The organism is Bacillus cereus group sp. MG16 (genome assembly GCF_040459875.1).
In the GTDB taxonomy this organism is placed as follows: Bacteria; Bacillota; Bacilli; order Bacillales; family Bacillaceae_G; genus Bacillus_A; species Bacillus_A paranthracis.
The window spans coordinates 1,172,245-1,195,768 of the sequence record NZ_JARVHE010000001.1; the positions used below are offsets into that span (position 1 = coordinate 1,172,245).

The following is a 23,524-nucleotide window of genomic DNA, read 5'->3' on the forward strand; positions in this document are numbered from 1 at the left end:
GAGTGTATCTATTCACAGCTGTGAACAGGAAGGATGCGGGAATATGAATGGTCAACAATTAATTCAAGAAGCAATCGAAGCGCGTAAACAAGCGTACGTACCATATTCTAAATTTCAAGTAGGTGCAGCATTATTAACGCAGGATGGAAAAGTATATCGTGGATGTAATGTTGAGAATGCTTCATATGGCTTATGTAACTGTGCAGAAAGAACAGCTTTATTTAAGGCGGTTTCTGAAGGAGATAAAGAGTTTGTAGCTATCGCAATTGTGGCGGATACGAAGCGTCCAGTACCTCCTTGTGGAGCATGTCGACAAGTTATGGTAGAATTATGTAAACAGGATACGAAAGTATACCTATCAAATTTACATGGTGACGTTCAAGAGACAACAGTCGGGGAATTGTTACCAGGAGCATTTTTAGCGGAGGATTTACATGAATAGAAAAGGTTATAAATCAGGTTTTGTCTCTATTATTGGCAGACCGAATGTTGGGAAATCTACATTTTTAAATCGTATTATTGGTCAAAAAATTGCTATTATGAGTGACAAGCCACAAACAACTCGTAATAAAATTCAAGGTGTATATACAGAAAATGATTCACAAGTAATTTTTATTGATACACCAGGAATACATAAACCGAAACATAAACTAGGCGACTTCATGGTGAAGATGGCGCAAACGACATTAAAAGAAGTTGATATCGTTCTATTTATGGTGAATGCTGTTGAAGGCTTTGGTCGTGGTGAAGAATTCATCATCGAGAAGTTAAAAGAAACGAAACAACCAGTATTTTTAGTTATTAATAAAATTGACCAAGTTCACCCAGAACAATTATTAGAGTTAATTGATCAATATCGCAAATTACATGACTTTGCAGAAATCGTACCAATTTCTGCATTAGACGGTAATAACGTAGAGGCCCTAATTGGTACAATTAAAAAGTATTTACCGGAAGGACCACAATACTACCCAGATAATCAAGTAACGGATCATCCGGAGAGATTTATTATTGCAGAGCTTATTCGTGAGAAAGTACTACATTTAACACGTGAAGAAGTGCCGCATTCTGTAGCTGTTGTTATCGATGCAATTCAAAAACGCGAGGGCGGGGCAGTTTATATTAATGCAACGATTGTTGTGGAACGTCCGTCGCAAAAAGGGATTATTATCGGAAAACAAGGGAAGATGTTAAAAGAAGTCGGTAAGCGAGCTCGTTTTGATATTGAAGCATTACTTGGTTCTAAAGTATTTTTAGAAGTATGGGTAAAAGTGCAAAAAGATTGGCGTAATAAAATGTCTCAGCTTCGTGACCTTGGTTTCCGCGAAGACGAGTATTAAAATAGAGTAAAGCTGTAATCAGCGGATGTTTTGTTCATCCGCTGATTATTGGTTTTTACGAGTTTTGATAAATTAGGAAAAATTTTCCTCACATGAAAATGGACAAAATGGGTCAATTTAATAACAACAAAGGAAATTGGTTTATAGGCTACGCTTATTGAGAAAGGTGGATTCTTATGCTAGATTTTACCTGGAAGTTTTTCTCCAAAACAGGAAGCATTGAGACGTATTTGCTTTTGAAAGAAATGGAAAAAGACGTAAACGATGAGATGGATCAACATGAAGAGGAGCTAGCGCATCTAGACTCTCCAATTTCTTGACCCGTTTTGTTCAAACCTTGGATGGTGACGAACATGTTTCAAAAAGTTGAGGGCATCGTTATCCGTACGACAGATTACGGAGAAACGAACAAGATTGTTACAATATTCTCAAGAGAATTGGGTAAGGTAAGTCCAATGGCAAGAGGAGCGAAAAAACCGAAAAGCCGGTTAGCATCTGTTTCGCAACTTATGACACATGGTCATTTTCTTATTCAAATGGGATCTGGACTTGGAACTTTGCAACAAGGCGAGATTATTTCAACTATGAAAGAAATTCGCGAGGATATATTTTTAACTGCTTATGCATCATTTATTGTTGAGTTAACTGATAAAGCAACAGAAGATAAAAAACATAATCCATATTTATTTGAAATGTTATATCAAACGTTGCATTATATGTGTGAGGGTGTTGATCCAGAAGTATTATCATTAATTTATCAAACGAAAATGCTTCCGGTATTAGGGATGCGCCCGTACTTTGATACATGTGCGATTTGTCATCAAGAAACAGATTTTGTCGCCTTCTCTGTTAGGGAGGGCGGTTTTCTGTGCTCACGTCATGCTGAGCAAGATCAGTATCGTATACCAGTGGGGGAAGCCGTTCATAAATTATTGCGTCTTTTCTACCACTTCGATTTACATAGACTTGGCAATGTATCAGTAAAGGATAGCACAAAAAAACAAATGCGTTTAGTATTGAATACATATTATGATGAATATTGCGGGATTTATTTGAAATCAAGACGTTTCTTAGAACAACTTGATAAGTTTCAAATATAACTTGGGGCCGTATACGGTCCTTTTTACATCCTTTCTTTTTCGAATAGCATATTTAGTATATAATATTTAAGAGATAGTATAACTTTTTTCGTTGTGCATTAAAGGTGGTGATTATCATAGAGCTGAATAAACGGCAAGAACATATCATTCAGATTGTAAAAGATCACGGTCCTATTACAGGGGAGTCAATTGCTGCGCAATTGGGATTAACACGTGCAACGCTAAGACCAGACTTAGCAATTTTAACGATGGCTGGTTATTTAGAAGCACGTCCACGCGTAGGTTATTTTTATACGGGTAAAACTGGGGGGCAGTTATTATCTGAAGCTGTTAAGAAAATTAAAGTACAAGATTATCAATCTAGACCGGTTGTAATTGATAAAAATGTATCGGTATACGATGCGATTTGTACTATGTTTTTAGAGGATGTAGGTACATTATTCGTTGTAGATCAATCGACTCTATTAGTAGGCGTTGTATCTCGTAAAGATTTATTACGAGCTAGCTTAGGGAAGCAGGATTTAACCTCACTTCCGGTTAATATTATCATGACAAGGATGCCAAACATTGCGATGTGTCGTAGAGAAGATTCTTTATATGATATTGCGATGGAATTAATAGAAAGACAGATTGATGCGATGCCAGTTGTAAAAGATACGAAACAAGGTTTAGAAGTGGTTGGACGAATTACAAAAACAAATATTACACGTGCGTTTGTAAACTTAGTAAATAACGAATAAGTGTAATTTGTTTAAAGTGAGGTAATGTAATGGATAATAAAATCGTATATGTCGTATCTGACTCTGTAGGAGAAACGGCTGATTTGGTTGTTCGAGCAGCAATGGGGCAATTCCCATTTGCTCCTGATATTAGACGTGTGCCGTATGTAGAAGATACAGGGACATTAAAAGAAGTGATTTCGATTGCTAAGAGCAATCAAGCACTTATTTGTTTTACGTTAGTAAAGCCTGACATGCGCCAATATTTAGTGACAGAGGCTGCAAAAGAAGGTGTAGAGGCATATGATATTATTGGCCCTCTAATCGATCAAATTGAAGAAATTACCGGGCAAGTGCCTAGATATGAGCCTGGTGTTGTTCGTAGGTTAGATGAAGAATACTTTAAAAAGATTGAAGCGATTGAGTTTGCTGTGAAGTATGATGATGGTAGAGATGCACGTGGTATTTTAAAAGCAGATATCGTGTTAATTGGGATTTCGCGCACATCAAAAACACCACTTTCTCAATATTTAGCCCATAACAAACGTTTGAAAGTTGCAAACGTACCACTAGTACCAGAAGTAGATCCGCCTGAAGAATTATATCAAGTGGCTAAAGAAAAATGCTTCGGTTTGAAAATTACGCCAGAGAAGTTAAATCATATTCGAAAAGAGCGATTGAAATCACTTGGACTAAGTGATGGAGCAACATATGCCAATATTAATCGTATTAAAGAAGAGATTGATCACTTTGAGAATGTAGTTAGTAAAATAAATTGTCAAGTAATTGATGTATCGAACAAAGCGATTGAAGAAACAGCTAACATTATTGTGAATGCAGTGCAAAACCAAAAAATGTTTTAGCACATTTACCAAAGGTGAATGTGCTTTTTTCGCTCGTGAGAAACACAGTGCCTGCTGATTTCGTAATAGATGATAGCGAAGTGGTTATGCTTATATTTTTCGGTCTTTTTATTATGCTAAAGGTAGGGTTTCGCTATCCTGAAATAGAAGATGAAAAAATAAAGGGATATGTAGCGTAGTTGAAGAAAATATATTATAATAAAAAATTGTGATAAAAACCTATATTTTACGTTTAGACTTTAATTTTTCAGAATAAACTAGGGATAGGATTTAAGAAATGACATGTAATTACGTTAAATCGACAAAATCTATACAAGAAAACGCACATTATGGAAGGATTCGCAGAAGGGATGTAGAATACAGAAATATGCAAAACATCAATATGGTATGAGTTGATGCAGCTGCATATACTGTGAAGGCTGACAATTGTGCGAGCTGGAACGAAATTTCATGTCAAAATTTTGTTTGTCACATCGTATGCTCATCGTTTAAGGAAGCAGCGAGGGAATTTGGATCTATGTAGATGCTGAATAAGCAAAAGTTGATTTCTTTATATGTATCAACATGCAAAAAACAGATCTCGTGATCACATAGGATATGGTGCTTGCTAGTCTTCTTATGAAAAAGTGCATATGTATTGTCTCCATGAGGTACATTTGTAATAGATGAGCAAATGGATACAATTTTATATAGTAGGTACGTATCTGCGAAGTTACGCAGAAAAGGGTCTGCAAAATCGCTTGATAACGTGATCGACAACATTTTCTAATAAGTTTAGAAAAAATATTGTCGAATTATAAAGGAATTTTTTAATTTATATCGAATACAAAATACGACACGGAGATGGAGTTATGGGGAACAGAATTCCTGAAGAAGTTGTTGAACAAATTCGGACATCATCCGATATTGTCGAAGTGATTGGTGAATACGTTCAACTTAGAAAACAGGGACGTAACTATTTCGGCCTTTGTCCGTTTCATGGTGAGAATTCTCCTTCATTCTCTGTTTCATCTGACAAGCAAATTTTTCATTGCTTCGGATGTGGAGAAGGTGGAAATGTATTTTCCTTTCTAATGAAAATGGAAGGACTGGCTTTTACCGAAGCTGTTCAAAAGCTAGGTGAAAGAAATGGAATTGCGGTTGCAGAGTATACATCAGGGCAAGGACAACAAGAAGACATATCTGATGACACTGTCATCATGCAACAGGCTCATGAACTTTTGAAAAAGTATTATCATCATTTATTAGTAAATACAGAAGAAGGAAATGAAGCACTTTCGTATTTGTTAAAACGTGGTATTACAAAAGAGATGATTGAGAAGTTTGAAATTGGTTATGCGTCACCTGCTTGGGATGCAGCAACGAAAATCTTACAAAAAAGAGGTTTATCGCTATCAAGTATGGAACAAGCTGGTCTTCTCATAAGAAGCGAGAAGGATGGTAGTCATTATGATCGCTTCCGTGGAAGAGTTATGTTTCCAATCTATACGTTACAAGGTAAAGTGATAGCGTTTAGTGGAAGGGCATTAGGAGATGACACTCCGAAATATTTAAATAGCCCAGAAACACCAATTTTTCACAAAAGTAAATTGTTGTATAACTTCCACCAAGCGAGGCCGTTTATTAGAAAACGTGGGCAAGTGGTCCTTTTTGAAGGGTATGCTGACGTACTAGCTGCGGTAAAAAGTGGTGTGGAAGAAGCTGTTGCGACAATGGGAACAGCTTTAACTGAAGAACAAGCAAAACTTCTGCGACGTAACGTTGAAACTGTTGTTCTTTGCTATGATGGTGATAAAGCAGGGCGAGAAGCGACGATGAAAGCAGGGCAATTATTGTTGCAAGTTGGTTGCCAAGTGAAAGTTACATCCTTGCCAGATAAGCTTGATCCTGATGAATATGTGCAACAATATGGGACAACTGCTTTTGAAAATCTTGTGAAATCAAGTATAAGTTTTGTTGGTTTTAAAATAAATTATTTGCGTTTAGGGAAAAATTTGCAAGATGAGTCGGGCAAAGAAGAGTATGTGAAAAGTGTTTTAAAAGAGTTATCGTTGTTACAGGATGCGATGCAGGCAGAATCATATTTGAAGTCACTATCGCAAGAATTTTCGTATTCAATGGAAACACTTTTGAATCAATTGCACCAATATCGCAAAGAACAAAAGGTACAGCAAAAACAAGTAAAGCAGGTTTCTAAGCCGTCTCAAATTGTTCAAACAAAACCGAAGTTAACAGGTTTTGAAAGGGCAGAAAGAGAAATTATTTACCATATGTTGCAAAGTCCAGAAGTGGCCGTTCGTATGGAATCCCACATAGAAGATTTTCATACAGAAGAACATAAAGGGATTTTATATGAACTATACGCATATTATGAAAAGGGAAATGAACCTTCAGTCGGAACATTTTTAAGTTGGCTCTCTGATGAAAAGTTGAAAAATATTATTACTGATATTTCGACGGATGAATTTATTAATCCAGAATACACAGAAGAAGTGTTACAAGGCCATTTGGAGACGCTTAGACGTCATCAAGAAAAACTTGAAAAGATGGAAATCATCTTCAAGATAAAACAAATGGAAAAAACAGATCCTGTAGAGGCTGCTAAATATTATGTAGCATATTTACAAAATCAAAAAGCGAGAAAATAGCTTTTTTGATAAATTTTTAGTATAATGAATGTTTGTATCTCGCGTAAGGAGGGGAACAGATGGCTGACAAACCAGCTCGTTCTAAACAAATTGAAACTGAAATGACCCTTGAGCAAGTGAAAGAACAACTCACTGAGCTCGGAAAAAAACGTGGCGTTCTTACATATGAAGAGATTGCAGAACGCATGAATGGATTTGAAATTGAATCCGATCAAATGGATGAATACTATGAATATTTAGGTGAACAAGGGATTGACTTAGTTGGCGACAATGACAACGACGAAGGCCCTAATAATCGCCAAATAGCAAAATCGGAAGAAGAATTCGACCTCAATGATTTAAGTGTACCACCAGGGGTTAAAATCAACGATCCTGTTCGTATGTATTTAAAAGAAATTGGTCGTGTAGATTTACTATCTGCAGAAGAAGAAATTCGACTTGCAACGCGTATTGAAGAAGGCGATGAAGAAGCGAAACGTCGTCTTGCAGAAGCAAACTTACGTCTTGTAGTAAGTATTGCAAAGCGCTACGTGGGCCGTGGTATGCTTTTCTTAGACTTAATCCAAGAAGGGAATATGGGTCTAATTAAAGCGGTTGAAAAGTTCGATTATCGTAAAGGTTTCAAATTTAGTACGTATGCAACTTGGTGGATTCGCCAAGCAATTACACGTGCGATTGCAGACCAAGCAAGAACAATTCGTATCCCAGTTCATATGGTTGAAACGATTAATAAGTTAATTCGTGTACAACGTCAATTATTACAAGATTTAGGACGTGAACCATCTCCTGAAGAGATTGGTGAAGAAATGGATCTTGCTCCAGAAAAAGTACGTGAAATCTTGAAAATTGCACAGGAGCCAGTTTCTCTTGAAACACCGATTGGTGAAGAAGATGACTCCCATTTAGGTGATTTCATTGAAGACCAAGAAGCAACATCGCCTGCGGACCATGCAGCGTATGAATTGCTAAAAGAACAATTAGAAGATGTGTTAGATACACTAACAGATCGTGAAGAAAATGTTCTACGTCTTCGTTTTGGTTTAGATGATGGACGAACTCGTACGCTTGAAGAAGTTGGGAAAGTATTCGGCGTAACGAGAGAACGTATCCGTCAAATTGAAGCAAAAGCACTTCGTAAATTGAGACATCCAAGCCGTAGTAAGCGTCTTAAGGATTTCTTAGAATAGGCTACCTTTAAGTTTACTTCACTTTTGTGAAGTAAACTTTTTTATTTTGTTAATTTTTGTTAAACTTTAGCTGTCAGCAACGATTACAATTTCTTGTAATTTATTTTACAGAATTGTCTTTTGATTTGCAAATGCTCATTTTTCGATTTTTCGATTAATTTTGTTTATTCTATACAAAAATATATGTAGAAAAGTGAAAAATATGATGAGAAACGTTAATAATTATCGAAATAATAAGCGATATAACAATAAAAAACAATAAACTGAATTTATGGAATATTTTTAACGATTAGTAGTTTACTCTTTTCTGATAGAGCGTTTTCAAGTACAATGGAAATGACTGAATCATCTAACTATTTAGGGGTATAGAGGGGGGAGAAGAGATATGAAACGTAATCCGCTGATTCCGTTCGCTCTTATTGCAGCATTGGGTATTATCGTTATGTTTGTATTTTCATTTCAGGGGCTAAATAAATCTAAAGAGTTAGCTGATGCAAAAAATGGCGGGAAGCCAGCACAAACAGCATCCAAGCCAGAGGATATTGTGAAGCAAAGCTGTACGAGCTGCCACGGTGATCAATTACAAGGGGCGGTAGGACCTAATTTACAAAAAATTGGTGGGAAACTTTCAAAGGATGAAATTAAAGAAATTCTTTCGAAAGGAAAAGGCAATATGCCACCGAATATAGTTCCAGCTGATCAAGCCGCTAAAGTAGCTGATTGGTTATCGAAGAAAAAATAAAGTTCCGTATGACAAGCCTTTTGCTTAAGCAAAAGGCTTGTTTTTCTATATTTTCTAAAATACGATGAATGATAGAGAGGTGAATTGTTGTTATAGGCTTGCAACAACTACTATAAATTCATTATCATGGAGACAGACTGACAAGAGAAGGAGTAATGGAAATACATGAATGAAGTAAAGCTTTCAAAACGATTAGAAGAAGTTGTGCGTGAAATACCAGTAGGATCTACAGTTGCCGATATTGGATCGGATCATGCGTATTTACCGTGTTATACAATTATAAATAATATTGCTACTAAAGCAGTTGCTGGAGAGGTTGTAGATGGACCATTTCGCTCTGCGCAGGCAACTGTAGCTGAAAGTGGCTTACAAGATAAAGTAGATGTGCGTAAAGGGAATGGATTAGCTGTTATCGCGCCAGGAGAAGTAGATGTAATTACGGTTGCTGGAATGGGCGGAGCGTTAATTCGTGATATTTTAGAAAGTGGTAAAGAAAAATTAGAAGGTGTAACACGTTTAATCTTACAGCCGAATATTGCAGCGCATCACATTCGTGAATGGTTTATTGAGAATGGATGGGAGCTTATCCATGAAAAAATCGTAAAAGAAGATGGGAAAATTTACGAGATTTTAGTAGGGGAGCGAGGAAATATCACGGTTCCTTACTCTGAAAATAAACAGGCTGAATTATTTATGGGACCATTTTTAATGAAAGAAAAAAGTGAAGCTTTCGTTGAAAAGTGGGAAGGAGAATTAAAAAACTTCCAAAATATTTTAAAGCAGTTAGAACGTGCGGCTGATTCTGAAGAAACAAAAGCGAAGCGTGCGGAAGTAGAAGCGAAAATGAAAATGATAGGGGAGGTTTTATCATGAGTAAAATTCCAAATGGCCATGAAATTATTTCGTTATTTGAAAGTATGTATCCGAAGCATTTGGCGATGGAAGGAGATAAGATTGGCTTGCAGATTGGAGCGCTTAATAACCCCGTGCAACACGTATTAATTGCGTTAGATGTAACGGAAGAAGTTGTGGATGAAGCAATTCAATTAGGAGCGAATGTCATTATTGCGCATCATCCTTTAATTTTTAACCCGCTAAAAGCGATTCATACAGATAAGGCATATGGGAAAATTATTGAAAAGTGTATTAAAAATGATATTGCAATCTATGCCGCACATACAAATGTGGATGTTGCTAAGGGCGGGGTAAATGATTTACTTGCTGAGGCGTTAGGATTGCAAAATACAGAAGTTTTGGCACCGACATATGCAGAAGAAATGAAAAAAATTGTTGTGTTTGTGCCTGAAACTCATGCAGAAGAAGTACGAAAAGCATTAGGAGACGCAGGTGCTGGTCATATCGGCAATTATAGTCACTGTACGTTTAATAGCGAGGGTACAGGTACGTTTGTACCTCAAGAGGGGACAAATCCTTATATCGGGGAAACTGGACAGTTAGAGCGCGTAGAAGAAGTGCGAATCGAAACGATTATTCCAGCTTCACTACAACGAAAAGTGATTAAAGCAATGGTAACAGCACATCCATATGAAGAAGTAGCCTATGATGTGTATCCACTTGATAACAAAGGTGAAACGTTAGGGCTTGGAAAAATAGGGTATTTACAAGAAGAAATGACACTTGGACAGTTTGCGGAACATGTAAAGCAATCGTTAGATGTAAAGGGTGCGCGAGTTGTTGGGAAATTAGATGATAAAGTGCGCAAAGTAGCTGTACTTGGTGGCGATGGTAACAAATACATCAATCAAGCTAAATTTAAAGGTGCGGATGTATATGTAACAGGTGACATGTATTATCATGTTGCCCATGATGCGATGATGCTCGGTTTAAATATCGTCGACCCAGGACATAACGTTGAAAAGGTAATGAAGCAAGGTGTACAAAAGCAATTACAAGAAAAAGCAGATGCAAAGAAACTGAATGTACATATTCATGCTTCGCAGTTACATACAGATCCATTTACATTTGTATAAGAAAAATAAAAACCGTTGCTCATATAGGCAACGGTTTTTATTATTGTTCTTTTTTCACTTTTACACGAGGTAATATTTTTTGTAACGGTACTTTTCGAACTCTTTCCCATGTAGCAGGATTCATTGGGTCATATTGCTCTAAGAAAGCGATAACCTCTTTTGTAATTGGTGTTGGAGTAGAAGCGCCTGCTGTAACAGCTACGTTCTCGACACCTTGTAGCCATTCTAATTTGATTTCACTTACGTCCGCAACGCGGTATGCTTTCGTACCAGCGATTTCTTGCGATACTTGTGCTAAACGGTTTGAGTTATTACTTTTCGGGTCACCAACAACAATTGTCAAGTCGGCAACATCAGCTTGTTTGGCAACAGCTTCTTGGCGAACTTGAGTTGCTAAACAAATTTCCTTATGAAATTCTGCTGTTGGGAATTTTTTCTGAATGTCCTCCATTAAATGTTGCACATCCCATTGGCTCATCGTTGTTTGATTTGTAACTAAAATTTTATCCGTTGGAATTTCTAATGTTTTTAAATCATCGGCTCTTTCGATAAGATGAACGATGTCAGGTGCGATACCAACTGCGCCTTCTGGTTCTGGATGATTTTTTTTGCCGATATAAATGACATGGTAACCTTCAGCTTTCTTTGCTTCAATAAGGTCATGTGTTTTTGTAACATCTGGACAAGTGGCATCGATTGTTGTTAAACCTTTTTCTTTTGCACGTTGTTTAACTTCTGGAGAAACACCGTGTGCAGTGAAAATAACAGTACCAGAATCGATTTTATCTAAAATGTCTAATCGACTTGGACCATCTAGTGTGATGATGCCATCTTCTTCGAACGCATCTGTTACATGTTTGTTGTGAACAATCATACCTAAAATATAAATAGGTCTTGGTAATGATGTATCTAATGCGGCGTTACGTGCAATAACCATCGCGTCCACAACACCGTAGCAATAACCACGAGGGGAAATTTTAACAATTTTCATATGAGTAATCCTCTCCTTCTAAACAAGGGATACTTTTGTGCATAGTCTTTTACATTATAAAGGAGGAGTGGATAGAAAACAAAGGATTGTTACACATATAGTTTTGGTTTTGTTGCTATTTTTTGAACAGGCTCCTCTCGCACTTCTTTTTCTATAGCTGGCTCAATCACCATTTTTTTTCTTTTTCTTTTTTTTTGTGGAGGAGGTGGAGTTGCTACTTCAACCTTTTCTGTTACGTCTTCAGTTTGATCTTCGGCTGGATTTTCTTCCGTACTTTTTCCGGAGGTGAGGATTTTAACGATGCTTGGTAGGTTACGCATAATGGGACCGTACTGTTCGACGACAGGGCTTACAGATTGAACGACTTGTGATACTTTTTCGATATTATTTATCATATTAGTTGGATTCGAAATTAAATTCGAAAAAAAACTACCGATGCCGCTACTTGATGTGTCTGTAGTTGCTGCACCGCCGCGCGTGTCGTTTGATTCATACATTTGAGGAGGGATCATTTGCTCGGGATGCTGCTGCATGTATGGTTGATATTGCTGTTGATATTGTTGCGGGTATTGGTGTTGGTATTGTTGCTGATATTGCTGTCGATATTGAGGTGGCGGTTGCTGGTGCATCATTGGCGGTCCTTCCATTTGTCGATAAGGCGGAATCATTTGCATGAAAGCTTCGGTTGGATCGTGTTTTTTAAAGAGTTTAGCAAGAAATCCTTTCTTTTTTTGTGCCATCGGTGGTAGTTGTGGAATTGGATATGGTGTATAAGGTTGCTGCCCTGGATTCGGATACATTTGCCTCATGGGGGATTTTGGAAACATGTGAGAAATCCTCCTTTCTTCAGTTAGGTATATACACATACAATATGCAATAAGAGGGAAGAAGGTTAGTTTTTGAAGTAAAAACCTAAACTAAAGATGGATTTTACTTGTAGATTTCGATATAATGTAGACTTGACTGATTTGTGCGCGCAGTAGAAATTTAGAAAGAAGGTGTAACTTATGACACAACAAACTTTTACACAGTATGATTTTAAACCATTTTTAATAGATGCAGTTCGTGAACTACGCTTTACAGAGCCGACAGGAATTCAACAGAAAATTTTCCCGGTCGTGAAAAAAGGTGTAAGTGTAATTGGACAATCCCAAACAGGTTCTGGGAAAACACATGCATACTTACTTCCTACATTGAACAGAATTAACCCAGGTCGTGAAGAAGTACAACTTGTTATTACAGCGCCTACTCGTGAGTTAGCACAACAAATTTACGAAGAAATCGTGAAATTAACAAAGTTCTGTGCGGAAGATCAAATGATTACAGCACGTTGTTTAATTGGTGGAACTGATAAACAACGATCAATTGAAAAGTTGAAAAAACAACCTCATATTGTAGTTGGAACACCAGGACGTATTAAAGACTTAGTAGAAGCACAAGCGCTATTTGTTCATAAAGCAAATACTATTATTGTCGATGAAGCAGACTTAATGCTTGATATGGGATTCATTCATGATGTAGACAAAATTGCAGCACGCATGCCTAAAAACTTGCAAATGTTAGTTTTCTCTGCAACAATTCCTCAAAAACTAAAACCGTTTCTGAAGAAATACATGGAGAATCCAGAGCATATTCATATCAATCCAAAACAAGTTGCGGCTGGAAATATCGAGCATTATTTAGTGCCTTCTAAACATCGTAACAAAATCGATTTAGTGAAAAGAATGTTGCTACAATTTAAGCCGTATTTAGCAGTTGTTTTCACGAATACGAAGAAAATGGCAGATCAAGTTGCTGACGGATTAACGGAACGCGGCTTAAAAGTTGGACGAATTCACGGAGATTTATCACCTCGTGATCGTAAAAAAATGATGAAACAAATTCGTGACCTTGAATTCCAATATATTGTTGCAACTGATTTAGCAGCTCGTGGTATTGATATTGAAGGAATTAGTCATGTTATTAACTACGAACTTCCATCAGATTTAGATTTCTTCGTTCACCGAGTGGGAAGAACAGCACGTGCAGGCTATTCAGGTATTGCAGTGACGATTTATGATCCAGCAAACGAAGAAGCGTTAGATAGTTTAGAAAAACAACGTCATATCGAGTTTAAACATGTAGATTTACGTGGAGATGAGTGGGCGGATTTAGGTGAGCGTCGTCGTCGTAAGAGCCGTAAAAAGCCAAATGATGAACTTGACGTTATGGCAACAAAAGTTATTAAAAAGCCGAAAAAAGTAAAACCAAACTATAAACGTAAACTTGCAACGGAACGTGATAAAGTGAAAAGAAAATATAGCAATAAAAAAAGATAAGGGATTTCCCTTATCTTTTTTTATCCAGCTATTTACGAGGATAATAATCAGTGGAGAATGGAAAAACAATTCACTACATATTTCTACAAATTATGCTATCATTATATCTATTGTATATTGAAGAGGTGATTGTATGTTAAAGATTGGATCTCATGTTTCTATGAGTGGTAAGAAAATGTTATTAGCAGCAAGTGAAGAGGCTGTTTCATACGGTGCAACGACGTTTATGATTTATACAGGTGCACCGCAAAATACAAGAAGAAAACCAATTGAAGAATTGAATATAGAAGCAGGAAGAAAACATATGGAACAAAACGGTATCGAAGAGATTATCGTACATGCGCCATATATTATTAATGTTGGAAATACGACGAAGCCAGAAACATTCCAATTAGGTGTAGATTTCCTTCGTATGGAAATTGAAAGAACATCAGCATTAGGTGTGGCAAAACAAATCGTTCTTCACCCAGGTGCGCACGTTGGTGCAGGGGCAGACGCTGGTATTCAACAAATTATTAAAGGACTGAATGAAGTATTAACGCCAGATCAGACGGTGAACATTGCGTTAGAAACGATGGCAGGAAAAGGAACAGAATGCGGCCGTAGCTTTGAAGAAATTGCAAAAATTATTGATGGTGTAACATATAATGAAAAACTATCAGTATGCTTTGATACATGCCATACGCACGATGCAGGATATGACATTGTAAATGACTTTGACGGTGTATTAAACGAATTTGATAAGATTGTTGGTATCGATCGTTTACAAGTACTTCATATTAATGATAGTAAAAATGTACGCGGCGCAGGAAAGGACCGTCATGAAAATATCGGTTTCGGTCATATCGGTTATAAAGCATTGCATCATATTGTGCATCATCCGCAATTAATGCACGTACCAAAAATTCTGGAAACACCATATGTAGGTGAAGATAAAAAGGACAAGAAGCCGCCATATAAATTGGAAATCGAAATGCTGAAAAATGGTACTTTTGATGAAGGGCTTCTTGAGAAAATTAAAGCGCAATAAGCAATAAGGAGGGGAATATCCCCTCCTTATTTTAGTAGTTGTTGAAATAAAGTATTTACTTGTTGGGCAGTAGCGGGCGAGGTTACTTGAGCTATTTGTTTTAAGAGCGCTAGTCGTTCGTCATTATCGTAAATGTTAATATTCTTTCCTTTCATAAGTCCAACAATTTGATCAGCTTGTGCAGTCGTAATTGGAACATCATATTCTTTACTATATTTCAATAATTCCTTTGTAGAAATATGATTTAATTTTTTATTTACAAGTTGTTTAATGAGGTTCATCGAGTTATCCTCCTTCACACGTTCTTCTATCGAAATATATGAGTACGTAGCTTGTACATATTCATATAGAGCTTCTTTTTTCATGAGAAAAAGAAGCGTATGTTATAATATAAGGACAAAACTATAGAAAAAGAGTATAAGGGAGGACTTATGGAGCAGAAGCAACATCGAAAAGAAAGTGTTATCCATCTTATGTATCGTTTAGTTATGATTATTTTTGGAGCAGCATGCGCAGCGGTAGCGATTGAATTATTTTTAATGCCAAATAAAATTATTGATGGTGGAATTATTGGTATTTCTCTTATATTAGATTATCTTACTCCTAATATTTGGTGGTTAAGTTTCTCTACTTTGGTCGTTATTCTCAATATCCCATTTATGTATTCGGGTTATAAGCAAATTGGAAAAACGTTCATGTTATCTTCGGCGTTCGGTATTGTAGCTTTAGCGTTTATTGAATCAACGTTACATGCTGTTCCGCCATTTACAACAGAGCCAATTTTAGCTACAGTGTTTGGTGGTCTTATTTTAGGTCTTGGTGTAGGGCTCGTTATTCGTCATGGTGGATCAATGGACGGAACAGAAATTATGGGTATTTTATTAACGAAGAAATTACCTTTCTCCGTAGGCGAATTTGTAATGTTTGTGAACTTATTCATTTTTGCATGGGCAGCATTTGTATTTGGTGTTGAACAAGCGATGTATTCTGTTATGACGTACTACATTGCATTCAAAACAATTGATACAGTCATTCAAGGTTTAGATGAAACGAAAGCTGTTTTAATTGTATCAGATCAATATGAGGAAGTATCAAATGCGATTTTGCATCGTCTTGGTCGTGGAACTACAAAGCTTGTAGCGAAAGGCGGTTACACGGATAAAGAAAAAGAAGTTATTTATGCAGTGGTAACACGTCTAGAAGTGACAAAGTTAAAATCAATTGTGTATGAAATTGATGCGAATGCGTTTGTTACGATTATGAGTACACAAGAGACAAATGGTGGTAAGTTTAAATCGGCTATTCACTAAAAATTTATTATAATATCTTTTGAAAGCAGAGAATTTTTCTCTGCTTTTTGTTATAATAGTAAGGTTTCTTGAAAAAGTAGATATATTTTAGGCAGATTGGTTTACAACTATAATAAGCTGTACTATAATTCAAATAGATATAAATCGGAATCATTCTGAATTAAAATAGGTGAGATGCTATGAACAATATATTAGAAATAGAAGGATTGTCATTTCGATATGAAGATCGAAATGTGTTAGAAGATATAAATTTGCAAGTTCCGAAGGGAGCTTTTTTAGGTTTAGTTGGGCCAAATGGTTCAGGGAAATCCACTTTGCTAAAATGTTTATTAGGTGTTTTAAAGCCAAAACAGGGAAGCATTCGTTTGTTTGGTGTTGATAGTAAGAAGTTTAAAGAATGGAACAAAGTTGGTTATGTGTCGCAAAAGGCAAATAGCTTTAATTCTGGTTTTCCGGCAACTGTGTTTGAAGTTGTGTCAATGGGACTCGTTTCGAAAAAAGGGCTGTTTCGCTTTTTTACGAAAAACGATAAGAAAAAGGTAGAAAAAGCGATTGCTGATGTAGGAATGAGTGAGTTTCAAGGGCGTAATATTGGAGAACTTTCTGGTGGACAACAACAGCGCGTATTTATTGCTCGTGCGCTCGTTAGTGATCCTGAATTACTTATTTTGGACGAGCCCACTGTTGGAATTGATGTGAAGAATGTAGAAAGTTTTTATGAGATATTAGAGGATTTAAACAAAAGGCTAGGAATCACATTAATTCTCGTTACGCATGATATGGGAGCTGTTACCGAGAAAGTAACACATGTTGCATGCTTAAACAAACATTTACATTTCCATGGAAATGTAGAAAAGTTCCGAGAGTTAGAAGATGCAGAAATGTCCGTCTTATATGGACACCATGTTCATCGTTTAGAACACGAGCATGAGCATCACGGGAGGATATAATGATACAAGATTTTTTACAATATGACTTTTTACGTAACTCTTTATATGCAGGAATTTTAATAGGACTGGTTGCACCGCTTATAGGTGTATTTGTTGTCATTCGCCGCATGTCGCTTATTGCGGATGCATTAAGCCACGTGACATTATCGGGTATTGCTGCAAGTTTACTACTAGAAAAAACAATTTTCACAGGGGGATTTTTAAATCCGTTATATATGGGGATGATTTTTTCTATTGGTGGGGCGTTACTTATTGAAAAACTACGTACTGTATATAAACATTATCAAGAATTAGCAATTCCAATTATTCTTTCAGCAGGAATGGGGATTGGCGTTATTTTTATTTCACTTGCAAATGGGTTTAACACAGATTTATTTAGTTATTTATTTGGTAGTGTAAGTGCTGTAACAAGTACGGATTTAATAATTATCGGCATTGTAGCAATTGTTGTTATCGTAACGATTACTTTATTATACAAAGAGTTATTTTTACTATCGTTTGATGAAGAATACGCTGTATCAACCGGTTTGAGTGCAAAGTGGATTCATTTTATTTTCATTATATTGGTTGCGCTTGTCATTGCGGTATCAATGCGTGTAGTGGGGGTTCTTCTCGTATCATCATTAATGACGTTACCAGTTGCAGCAAGTATTCGTATTGCGAATGGATTTAAACAAACAATTTTCTTCTCCATTTTATTTGGTGAAATTGCAGTAATTGGTGGAATGTTTGCTTCGTATCAACTTGATTTAGCACCAGGTGGTACAATTGTTATGATAGCGGTTCTCATTTTAATTGGTGCGATTTTATGGAAAAAGAAAAAAACTGCATAAAGTAGGGATAGATATGAATCTAACAGAAGCTTTACGCCTAATGAAAGATAAAGGATACAAACATACTGGGAAAAGGGAAGAAATGCTCAGGTTATTTGCAGCTCACAATCGTTATTTAACGGCGAAGGACGTTTTAGAGCATATGAAGGATGATTATCCAGGTCTTAGCTTTGACACGATTTATCGTAACTTAACGGTGTTTGCTGAAATCGGTGTTTTAGAACAAACGGAATTAAACGGTGAAAAACATTTTCGTTTTACATGTTCTATTATGGAACATCATCATCATTTTATTTGTTTAGATTGCGGAGGGACGAAAGAGATTACTTCTTGCCCGATGGATTTTATGAATAAAGATTTTAATGGTTATGAAGTAACAGGTCATAAGTTTGAAATATACGGACGTTGTCCAAAATGTGCAAAGTAAAAGCTCGTTAGTTCTATAACTGACGAGCTTTTTTACGTAGAAAAGAAGGTTGCTCACAAATGTTGTGGGCAACCTTCTTTTTATTGTTCTTGTGTTTCTTTTTCTTTTTCTCGTTCAGCAGCCATTTCAGCAGCAATTACGTCGATTTCTTTTTTCAGTTCTTCTACCATTATTTCTTCTGGTACTTTACGAACGACTTGCCCTTTGCGGAATAATAGTCCTTCTCCGCGCGCGCCGGCAATACCGATATCAGCTTCACGAGCTTCACCAGGACCATTTACAGCGCAGCCAAGTACTGCAACCTTAATTGGTACTTGTAGTGTAGAAATGTACTCTTCCACTTCGTTAGCGATGCTAATTAAATCAATTTCAATACGACCGCAAGTTGGACAAGAAATAAGTGTTGCTGCATTAGATGCAAGGCCGAATGACTTTAAGAGTTCACGCGCAACTTTTACTTCTTCAACTGGGTCAGCACTTAATGAAATACGTAGTGTATTTCCGATGCCTTTACTTAAGATTGCTCCAAGACCAGCGGCACTTTTTACAGTTCCGGCAAATAACGTTCCAGATTCTGTGATACCTAAATGTAGTGGATAATCAAAAGCACGTGCAGCTTTTTCGTATGCTTCAATTGCCAAGTTAACATCAGAGGCTTTCATAGATACGATAATATCATGGAAATCTAAGTCCTCTAAAATTTTAATGTGATGCAGGGCGCTCTCAACCATACCATCTGCAGTTGGGTATCCGTACTTTTCTAAAATGTGACGCTCTAATGAACCTGCGTTTACACCGATACGGATTGGAATACCACGTTCTTTTGCTGCATTTACAACAGCTTCTACTTTATGGCGACGACCAATGTTACCTGGATTGATACGTACTTTATCAATGCCGCCTTCAATTGCTTTTAAAGCAAGGCGATAATCAAAATGAATATCAGCAACAAGTGGAATGTTGATTTGTTTTTTAATATCAGCAATAGCATTTGCTGCGCGTTCGTCTGGAACAGCAACACGCACGACTTGGCAGCCAGCTTCTTCTAAACGTTTAATTTCAGCAACTGTTGCTTCAACATCATGTGTTTTTGTTGTTGTCATACTTTGTATAATTAATTCATTATTACCGCCAATTGTTAAATTACCGACTTTAACTGGACGTGTTTTTGTACGATGAGTCATTTCATTCACGAATAGATCGCTCTCCTTATAAAAGAAGTTTCTTATTTAGTCCCTTATATCAATGATAGTATACGTGATACAGGGCTATAGAAACCGAAGTGCTCGGTTTCACTTTTACTATTGTATCAGCGCCTTTATGTAATTGACAAGGATTAAGTGATTGCTTATTGATATAACGGGAATTTATAAGACTTTCCAAGTTGTATTTTTGTAGCAGGTGTATTTTTATTTAATTGTTTAAAATCATCAATTACTTTTTCGATAGAAGGAATTTTCTTCTTATTAATCGCTTCTGTAATGGAAAGAACCGTATCACCTGTTTTGACTTCAATTGTTTTATAAGTGACATCTGTTTCTTTTTCCGCTTTGTTTTCTTTCTTTTGTTTTGTATTTGTACTTTCTTGTTTTATCGTTTCGGCCGCATTTGTCTTTTTATATGAACTTAACATCGGTAAAGTGCCGATTTTTATATCGTAATAAAATATATAACCAAGAACAAGCACGAATAAGAATATACCTAATCTCTTCATATTCTTCACTCCTTTGCTAGGAATATATGCTTGTCCAAAAAAAAAATGCCTATTTAGGCATTTTTTTCGTTCGGTTTTGGAACTTCTTTAATTGTTAAGTATAGAACAATTAAAACAACTGCGATATAAATGAATGTTGAGCCAGGTACAACGATTTTGAATAAATCCATAATCATAAAGAAGATGGTTGGAATTGTGTAGCTGTAGGCAGTTAACGTCCATACTTGCTTATAAGATAATTTACGTTGACCACTCATAGCAGAACCGATAAACGCAAGTAAAGTAATTCCTAAGAAAGTAATGAACAATTGGAATAGATATACTAACACTCCGATAACAGCTAGTAAAATTGGATAAATACTATCGAATACAGAAATGAAATCTTGCAAATCTTTTTTCTCAAGAGATGTCCCTAATAAATCATTGTAGGAGTATGTTTGCGTCTGGCCATTTCCTATAGAAACTACTTTATCTTTTAAAATAAATAAACCAGTTTTATTTTGATACTTTTCGATATCTGTTGTATTTGGATCAAATACGAAAAGAGCATCTCCCTCTTCTTTTTGAATAGGTTGTTCAATATCAGCTTTTAGTTCACCATTTTCGATTTTAAAATCAGGTAAATCTTTTTCAATTGCTTGATTTACCATAGTAACACTATCTTGGATAAAGCTACCGTAAAAGAATGTTCTTGGAATAGTAGTGATTAGACAAAGTAGCATAATATACAAAATGGTTTTTCCGATTTTTTGAAAACGGAATAGCGCCATATCTTTAGGCGAATATACGCTTTTGACTAATTGGGTAAATATGGACATAGATTCACTTCCTTTATGTATGTATAAAATCATTGTAACGTAGGAATCTAGGGAATCTCAAGATATATTATATTTACATATAGTAGAGATAACTAAATTTCTTTTTATTAATTTTCTTCTTTTAAATGAGAAAAATACAATTGACACTTTTCTTTTCTATATGGTAAATTTATCTTACCTTTCTTAAAGGGTATATCCGATAGGAATTCCTTTATTTGATGTATTGTTACATACATAATTGTGGACCCTTAGCTCAGCTGGTTAGAGCAGACGGCTCATAACCGTCCGGTCGTAGGTTCGAGTCCTACAGGGTCCATATCCATTTCACATGTTTATTATGTCAGTAGGAAGCTTCCTTGTAGAAGGGAGCTTTTTTTATGAAATATATGAGCATTTTAATTGAAAAGAAGTGGGAATTTTGCTACTTTAATGATAGCAAGACAATGTGATTTATTTGTTTGCACCCTATGGCAATTAGGGTAGAATGTAGTTGTATGTCACTTAAGTGGCAATACATAAACTGGGAGGAATATAACAATGGCAAAACACGAATTACCAAATTTACCTTATGCGTATGATGCTTTAGAGCCTCACTTTGACAAAGAAACAATGAACATCCATCATACAAAACACCATAACACGTACATCACAAACTTAAACGCTGCTTTAGAAGGTCATGCAGAATTAGCTGACAAAAGCGTAGAAGAATTAGTTGCAAACTTAAACGAAGTACCAGAAGCAATCCGTACAGCAGTACGTAACAATGGTGGCGGACATGCTAACCACACATTCTTCTGGACAATCTTATCTCCAAACGGCGGCGGACAACCAGTAGGCGAACTTGCAACTGCAATTGAAGCGAAATTCGGTAGCTTCGATGCATTCAAAGAAGAATTCGCAAAAGCTGGCGCAACTCGCTTCGGTTCTGGTTGGGCTTGGTTAGTAGTAAATAATGGTGAGTTAGAAGTAACAAGCACGCCAAACCAAGATTCTCCTCTAACTGAAGGTAAAACTCCAGTTATCGGTTTAGATGTTTGGGAACATGCTTACTACTTAAATTATCAAAACCGTCGTCCAGACTACATCGGTGCATTCTGGAACGTTGTAGATTGGAACGCTGCTGAAAAACGTTACCAAGAAGCAAAATAATTGTAATAACGATAGAAAAAGCTAGGAGAATGCTCCTAGCTTTTTTCTATGCTTTCCTTTTACATAATTGAGCTTGTCTTTGGAAGACTAGAACATGAAGTAAAGGAGAGTTGTGTATGAAGTGGAAACATATAATTGGTGACGTTGAAGTGAATCGGGATTTAGTGTTATTACTCCTTATTGGAGGTTTATACACGCTCGCAATTTCTTTATCGAATACGTTTGTTAACATTTATTTATGGAAACAAACACAAAATTATGTGAATCTCGGCTTGTATAATTTGGCCAGCGTTGTATTGCAGCCCCTCACATTTCTTATAGGTGGGAAATTAGCGAAGCGTATTGATCGCTCGATTTTGTTACGAATAGGCGTAGGCACGTTAGCGATTTTTTTTATCGTTGTTTTAGTAGCGGGAAAAAGCGCTTCTCACTATATTTTATTAATGGGGGCTCTTTTAGGAGTCGGATATGGTTTTTACTGGCTCGCGTTTAACTTATTAACATTTGAGATTACAGAACCAGAAACAAGAGATTTCTTTAACGGGTTTCTTGGGCTTCTTACATCCTTCTCTGGCATGATTGGACCGATAGCAGCTGGATACACAATTTCACGTATGGAGAAGTGGAGTGGTTATACGGTCATATTCTTCCTCTCGTTACTGTTATTTGCAATTGCTGTCGTTTTAAGCTTTTTTGTATCTAAGAGAGAATGTGAAGGGCGTTATGAGGTTACACAAGTTTTGAAAGAGCGACGGATTGATAAAAATTGGGGAAGAATTACACGCGCTCATTTTTTCCAAGGATTGAGAGAGGGAACATTCATTTTTGTTATTTCAGTATATGTGTACTTAGCAACCGATAGTGAGCTTGCATTAGGGAAATATAGCTTAGTAAATTCTGCTGTATCATTTGTATGTTACTATTTAGTCGCCCGTATGTTAAAGAAAGAGTGGCGAAAAAAAGCAATTTTACTTGGAGGCATTATTTTATATGCTGTTGTATTTTTAGTTATATTCAATGTTACATACACAAAATTACTTATTTATGCAGCATGCATTGCGATTGCATACCCTATTTTACTCGTTCCATATGGATCGATGACATATGATGTAATTGGTAGAGCGAAAAATGCGAGAGAGTGGCGTGTAGAGTATGTTGTTGTCCGAGAATTATGGTTAAATGCCGGGAGAATTTGTTCAGTTTTAAGTTTTTTATGTGCTGTATTATTCTTTCCGCCTGAAAAGAGTTTACCTGTCTTACTATGTATTTTAGGTGCTGGACATTTTCTTATTTATTTTGCAGTTAAAAATGTCAAATATGATGAAGGAAATGCAGGGAACACAAGTGTCGTAGCGCAAGGAACCACGCAGAATCAAACAGAACCAGAAGGTTAA

At 36.4% G+C, this 23,524-nt stretch carries 25 protein-coding genes and 1 tRNA gene; 20 read left to right on the top strand and 6 right to left on the bottom strand.

Annotated features, from left to right (window positions below; all coding sequences use genetic code 11):
• Positions 1-43 precede the first annotated feature (43 nt).
• From QCI73_RS06075 to QCI73_RS06125, 11 genes are all read left to right on the top strand, one after another.
• Positions 44-442: a cytidine deaminase gene (locus QCI73_RS06075; protein ID WP_001014347.1), complete on the top strand. Its 399-nt coding sequence runs from the start codon at positions 44-46 to the stop codon at positions 440-442.
• Positions 435-1,340: a GTPase Era gene (gene era, locus QCI73_RS06080; protein ID WP_001080241.1), complete on the top strand. Its 906-nt coding sequence runs from the start codon at positions 435-437 to the stop codon at positions 1,338-1,340. The genes QCI73_RS06075 and era overlap by 8 nt, the downstream gene beginning before the upstream one ends.
• A 176-nt stretch (positions 1,341-1,516) precedes the next feature.
• The gene (locus tag QCI73_RS06085) at positions 1,517-1,660 is read left to right on the top strand and encodes a YqzL family protein (RefSeq protein WP_000883924.1); all 144 of its coding nucleotides are present in this window, start codon (positions 1,517-1,519) and stop codon (positions 1,658-1,660) included.
• A 33-nt stretch (positions 1,661-1,693) separates the two neighbouring features.
• Positions 1,694-2,440: a DNA repair protein RecO gene (recO, locus tag QCI73_RS06090; RefSeq protein ID WP_353822646.1), complete on the top strand. Its 747-nt coding sequence runs from the start codon at positions 1,694-1,696 to the stop codon at positions 2,438-2,440.
• A 107-nt stretch (positions 2,441-2,547) separates the two neighbouring features.
• A complete protein-coding gene (ccpN, locus tag QCI73_RS06095) occupies positions 2,548-3,180 on the top strand; it encodes a transcriptional regulator CcpN (protein WP_000583759.1) in 633 nt (210 codons plus the stop codon).
• A 29-nt stretch (positions 3,181-3,209) separates the two neighbouring features.
• Positions 3,210-4,022: a pyruvate, water dikinase regulatory protein gene (locus QCI73_RS06100; protein WP_000368943.1), complete on the top strand. Its 813-nt coding sequence runs from the start codon at positions 3,210-3,212 to the stop codon at positions 4,020-4,022.
• A gap of 851 nt (positions 4,023-4,873) precedes the next feature.
• Positions 4,874-6,670 carry a DNA primase gene (dnaG, locus tag QCI73_RS06105; RefSeq protein WP_000528216.1) on the top strand — a complete coding sequence of 599 codons (1,797 nt, stop codon included), beginning with the start codon at positions 4,874-4,876 and terminating at the stop codon, positions 6,668-6,670.
• Between the two features lie 59 nt (positions 6,671-6,729).
• Positions 6,730-7,857, top strand: a complete 1,128-nt coding sequence (gene rpoD, locus QCI73_RS06110) for an RNA polymerase sigma factor RpoD (protein ID WP_000764060.1) — start codon at positions 6,730-6,732, stop codon at positions 7,855-7,857.
• A gap of 385 nt (positions 7,858-8,242) precedes the next feature.
• Positions 8,243-8,599, top strand: coding sequence for a cytochrome c550 (gene cccA, locus QCI73_RS06115; RefSeq protein ID WP_000828145.1), 357 nt, complete (start codon positions 8,243-8,245; stop codon positions 8,597-8,599).
• A gap of 165 nt (positions 8,600-8,764) precedes the next feature.
• Positions 8,765-9,472, top strand: a complete 708-nt coding sequence (locus QCI73_RS06120; protein ID WP_001006540.1) for a tRNA (adenine(22)-N(1))-methyltransferase — start codon at positions 8,765-8,767, stop codon at positions 9,470-9,472.
• Positions 9,469-10,590: a Nif3-like dinuclear metal center hexameric protein gene (locus QCI73_RS06125; protein ID WP_353822647.1), complete on the top strand. Its 1,122-nt coding sequence runs from the start codon at positions 9,469-9,471 to the stop codon at positions 10,588-10,590. The genes QCI73_RS06120 and QCI73_RS06125 overlap by 4 nt, the downstream gene beginning before the upstream one ends.
• 40 nt (positions 10,591-10,630) lie before the next feature.
• Here QCI73_RS06125 and QCI73_RS06130 read toward each other — a convergent pair whose 3' ends face one another.
• Positions 10,631-11,581 (bottom strand): 4-hydroxy-3-methylbut-2-enyl diphosphate reductase, encoded by a 951-nt coding sequence (locus QCI73_RS06130; protein ID WP_000706669.1) that lies wholly within the window; start codon positions 11,579-11,581, stop codon positions 10,631-10,633.
• A gap of 89 nt (positions 11,582-11,670) precedes the next feature.
• Positions 11,671-12,408: a VrrA/YqfQ family protein gene (vrrA, locus tag QCI73_RS06135; protein ID WP_353822648.1), complete on the bottom strand. Its 738-nt coding sequence runs from the start codon at positions 12,406-12,408 to the stop codon at positions 11,671-11,673.
• A gap of 180 nt (positions 12,409-12,588) precedes the next feature.
• Between vrrA and QCI73_RS06140 the strand changes: the two genes are divergently transcribed.
• Both QCI73_RS06140 and QCI73_RS06145 read left to right on the top strand, forming a co-directional pair.
• The gene (locus QCI73_RS06140; protein ID WP_353822649.1) at positions 12,589-13,899 is read left to right on the top strand and encodes a DEAD/DEAH box helicase; all 1,311 of its coding nucleotides are present in this window, start codon (positions 12,589-12,591) and stop codon (positions 13,897-13,899) included.
• A gap of 133 nt (positions 13,900-14,032) precedes the next feature.
• Complete coding sequence (locus QCI73_RS06145; RefSeq protein WP_000912469.1) at positions 14,033-14,929, top strand: deoxyribonuclease IV; 897 nt, start codon at positions 14,033-14,035, stop codon at positions 14,927-14,929.
• Between the two features lie 26 nt (positions 14,930-14,955).
• On the opposite strand, the gene QCI73_RS06150 is transcribed toward QCI73_RS06145, so the two are convergent.
• Positions 14,956-15,210, bottom strand: a complete 255-nt coding sequence (locus tag QCI73_RS06150; RefSeq protein WP_001048963.1) for a DUF2624 domain-containing protein — start codon at positions 15,208-15,210, stop codon at positions 14,956-14,958.
• 150 nt (positions 15,211-15,360) lie between these two features.
• On the opposite strand from QCI73_RS06150, the gene QCI73_RS06155 reads away from it, so the two are divergent.
• From QCI73_RS06155 to QCI73_RS06170, 4 genes are all read left to right on the top strand, one after another.
• Complete coding sequence (locus tag QCI73_RS06155; protein WP_000435966.1) at positions 15,361-16,239, top strand: YitT family protein; 879 nt, start codon at positions 15,361-15,363, stop codon at positions 16,237-16,239.
• Positions 16,240-16,418: 179 nt separating this feature from the next.
• Complete coding sequence (locus tag QCI73_RS06160) at positions 16,419-17,189, top strand: metal ABC transporter ATP-binding protein (RefSeq protein WP_001059652.1); 771 nt, start codon at positions 16,419-16,421, stop codon at positions 17,187-17,189.
• Positions 17,189-18,022, top strand: coding sequence for a metal ABC transporter permease (locus QCI73_RS06165; protein WP_000613823.1), 834 nt, complete (start codon positions 17,189-17,191; stop codon positions 18,020-18,022). The genes QCI73_RS06160 and QCI73_RS06165 overlap by 1 nt, the downstream gene beginning before the upstream one ends.
• Before the next feature lie 13 nt (positions 18,023-18,035).
• Positions 18,036-18,449, top strand: a complete 414-nt coding sequence (locus QCI73_RS06170) for a Fur family transcriptional regulator (RefSeq protein ID WP_001054512.1) — start codon at positions 18,036-18,038, stop codon at positions 18,447-18,449.
• An 80-nt stretch (positions 18,450-18,529) separates the two neighbouring features.
• Here QCI73_RS06170 and ispG read toward each other — a convergent pair whose 3' ends face one another.
• The 3 genes from ispG to QCI73_RS06185 all read right to left on the bottom strand — a co-directional run bounded on the left by ispG (position 18,530) and on the right by QCI73_RS06185 (position 20,981).
• On the bottom strand, positions 18,530-19,633 hold the full coding sequence (gene ispG / locus QCI73_RS06175; protein WP_011040674.1) for a flavodoxin-dependent (E)-4-hydroxy-3-methylbut-2-enyl-diphosphate synthase: 1,104 nt from the start codon (positions 19,631-19,633) through the stop codon (positions 18,530-18,532).
• A 164-nt stretch (positions 19,634-19,797) separates the two neighbouring features.
• A complete protein-coding gene (locus tag QCI73_RS06180) occupies positions 19,798-20,163 on the bottom strand; it encodes a hypothetical protein (RefSeq protein ID WP_000825406.1) in 366 nt (121 codons plus the stop codon).
• A 53-nt stretch (positions 20,164-20,216) separates the two neighbouring features.
• The gene (locus QCI73_RS06185; RefSeq protein WP_000021910.1) at positions 20,217-20,981 is read right to left on the bottom strand and encodes a DUF1189 domain-containing protein; all 765 of its coding nucleotides are present in this window, start codon (positions 20,979-20,981) and stop codon (positions 20,217-20,219) included.
• 242 nt (positions 20,982-21,223) lie between these two features.
• Here QCI73_RS06185 and QCI73_RS06190 point away from each other — a divergent pair.
• The 3 genes from QCI73_RS06190 to QCI73_RS06200 all read left to right on the top strand — a co-directional run bounded on the left by QCI73_RS06190 (position 21,224) and on the right by QCI73_RS06200 (position 23,524).
• Positions 21,224-21,297 (top strand) — tRNA-Ile (locus QCI73_RS06190).
• 221 nt (positions 21,298-21,518) lie between these two features.
• On the top strand, positions 21,519-22,130 hold the full coding sequence (sodA, locus tag QCI73_RS06195; protein WP_001052031.1) for a superoxide dismutase [Mn]: 612 nt from the start codon (positions 21,519-21,521) through the stop codon (positions 22,128-22,130).
• 116 nt (positions 22,131-22,246) lie between these two features.
• Positions 22,247-23,524 carry an MFS transporter gene (locus QCI73_RS06200; protein ID WP_000871368.1) on the top strand — a complete coding sequence of 426 codons (1,278 nt, stop codon included), beginning with the start codon at positions 22,247-22,249 and terminating at the stop codon, positions 23,522-23,524.

Excerpts from the sequence above, each read along its gene's own strand:
- dnaG (WP_000528216.1), top strand. The coding sequence starts at position 4,874 with ATGGGGAACAGAATTCCTGAAGAAGTTGTTGAACAAATTCGGACATCA.
- QCI73_RS06155 (WP_000435966.1), top strand. The coding sequence starts at position 15,361 with ATGGAGCAGAAGCAACATCGAAAAGAAAGTGTTATCCATCTTATGTAT.
- QCI73_RS06120 (WP_001006540.1), top strand. The coding sequence starts at position 8,765 with ATGAATGAAGTAAAGCTTTCAAAACGATTAGAAGAAGTTGTGCGTGAA.
- rpoD (WP_000764060.1), top strand. The coding sequence starts at position 6,730 with ATGGCTGACAAACCAGCTCGTTCTAAACAAATTGAAACTGAAATGACC.
- ispG (WP_011040674.1), bottom strand. The coding sequence starts at position 19,633 with ATGACTCATCGTACAAAAACACGTCCAGTTAAAGTCGGTAATTTAACA.
- QCI73_RS06185 (WP_000021910.1), bottom strand. The coding sequence starts at position 20,981 with ATGTCCATATTTACCCAATTAGTCAAAAGCGTATATTCGCCTAAAGAT.
- QCI73_RS06160 (WP_001059652.1), top strand. The coding sequence starts at position 16,419 with ATGAACAATATATTAGAAATAGAAGGATTGTCATTTCGATATGAAGAT.
- QCI73_RS06125 (WP_353822647.1), top strand. The coding sequence starts at position 9,469 with ATGAGTAAAATTCCAAATGGCCATGAAATTATTTCGTTATTTGAAAGT.
- QCI73_RS06100 (WP_000368943.1), top strand. The coding sequence starts at position 3,210 with ATGGATAATAAAATCGTATATGTCGTATCTGACTCTGTAGGAGAAACG.
- QCI73_RS06075 (WP_001014347.1), top strand. The coding sequence starts at position 44 with ATGAATGGTCAACAATTAATTCAAGAAGCAATCGAAGCGCGTAAACAA.
- cccA (WP_000828145.1), top strand. The coding sequence starts at position 8,243 with ATGAAACGTAATCCGCTGATTCCGTTCGCTCTTATTGCAGCATTGGGT.
- QCI73_RS06130 (WP_000706669.1), bottom strand. The coding sequence starts at position 11,581 with ATGAAAATTGTTAAAATTTCCCCTCGTGGTTATTGCTACGGTGTTGTG.
- QCI73_RS06145 (WP_000912469.1), top strand. The coding sequence starts at position 14,033 with ATGTTAAAGATTGGATCTCATGTTTCTATGAGTGGTAAGAAAATGTTA.
- QCI73_RS06140 (WP_353822649.1), top strand. The coding sequence starts at position 12,589 with ATGACACAACAAACTTTTACACAGTATGATTTTAAACCATTTTTAATA.
- QCI73_RS06170 (WP_001054512.1), top strand. The coding sequence starts at position 18,036 with ATGAATCTAACAGAAGCTTTACGCCTAATGAAAGATAAAGGATACAAA.
- vrrA (WP_353822648.1), bottom strand. The coding sequence starts at position 12,408 with ATGTTTCCAAAATCCCCCATGAGGCAAATGTATCCGAATCCAGGGCAG.
- QCI73_RS06200 (WP_000871368.1), top strand. The coding sequence starts at position 22,247 with ATGAAGTGGAAACATATAATTGGTGACGTTGAAGTGAATCGGGATTTA.
- sodA (WP_001052031.1), top strand. The coding sequence starts at position 21,519 with ATGGCAAAACACGAATTACCAAATTTACCTTATGCGTATGATGCTTTA.
- era (WP_001080241.1), top strand. The coding sequence starts at position 435 with ATGAATAGAAAAGGTTATAAATCAGGTTTTGTCTCTATTATTGGCAGA.
- QCI73_RS06085 (WP_000883924.1), top strand. The coding sequence starts at position 1,517 with ATGCTAGATTTTACCTGGAAGTTTTTCTCCAAAACAGGAAGCATTGAG.
- QCI73_RS06165 (WP_000613823.1), top strand. The coding sequence starts at position 17,189 with ATGATACAAGATTTTTTACAATATGACTTTTTACGTAACTCTTTATAT.
- recO (WP_353822646.1), top strand. The coding sequence starts at position 1,694 with ATGTTTCAAAAAGTTGAGGGCATCGTTATCCGTACGACAGATTACGGA.
- QCI73_RS06150 (WP_001048963.1), bottom strand. The coding sequence starts at position 15,210 with ATGAACCTCATTAAACAACTTGTAAATAAAAAATTAAATCATATTTCT.
- QCI73_RS06180 (WP_000825406.1), bottom strand. The coding sequence starts at position 20,163 with ATGAAGAGATTAGGTATATTCTTATTCGTGCTTGTTCTTGGTTATATA.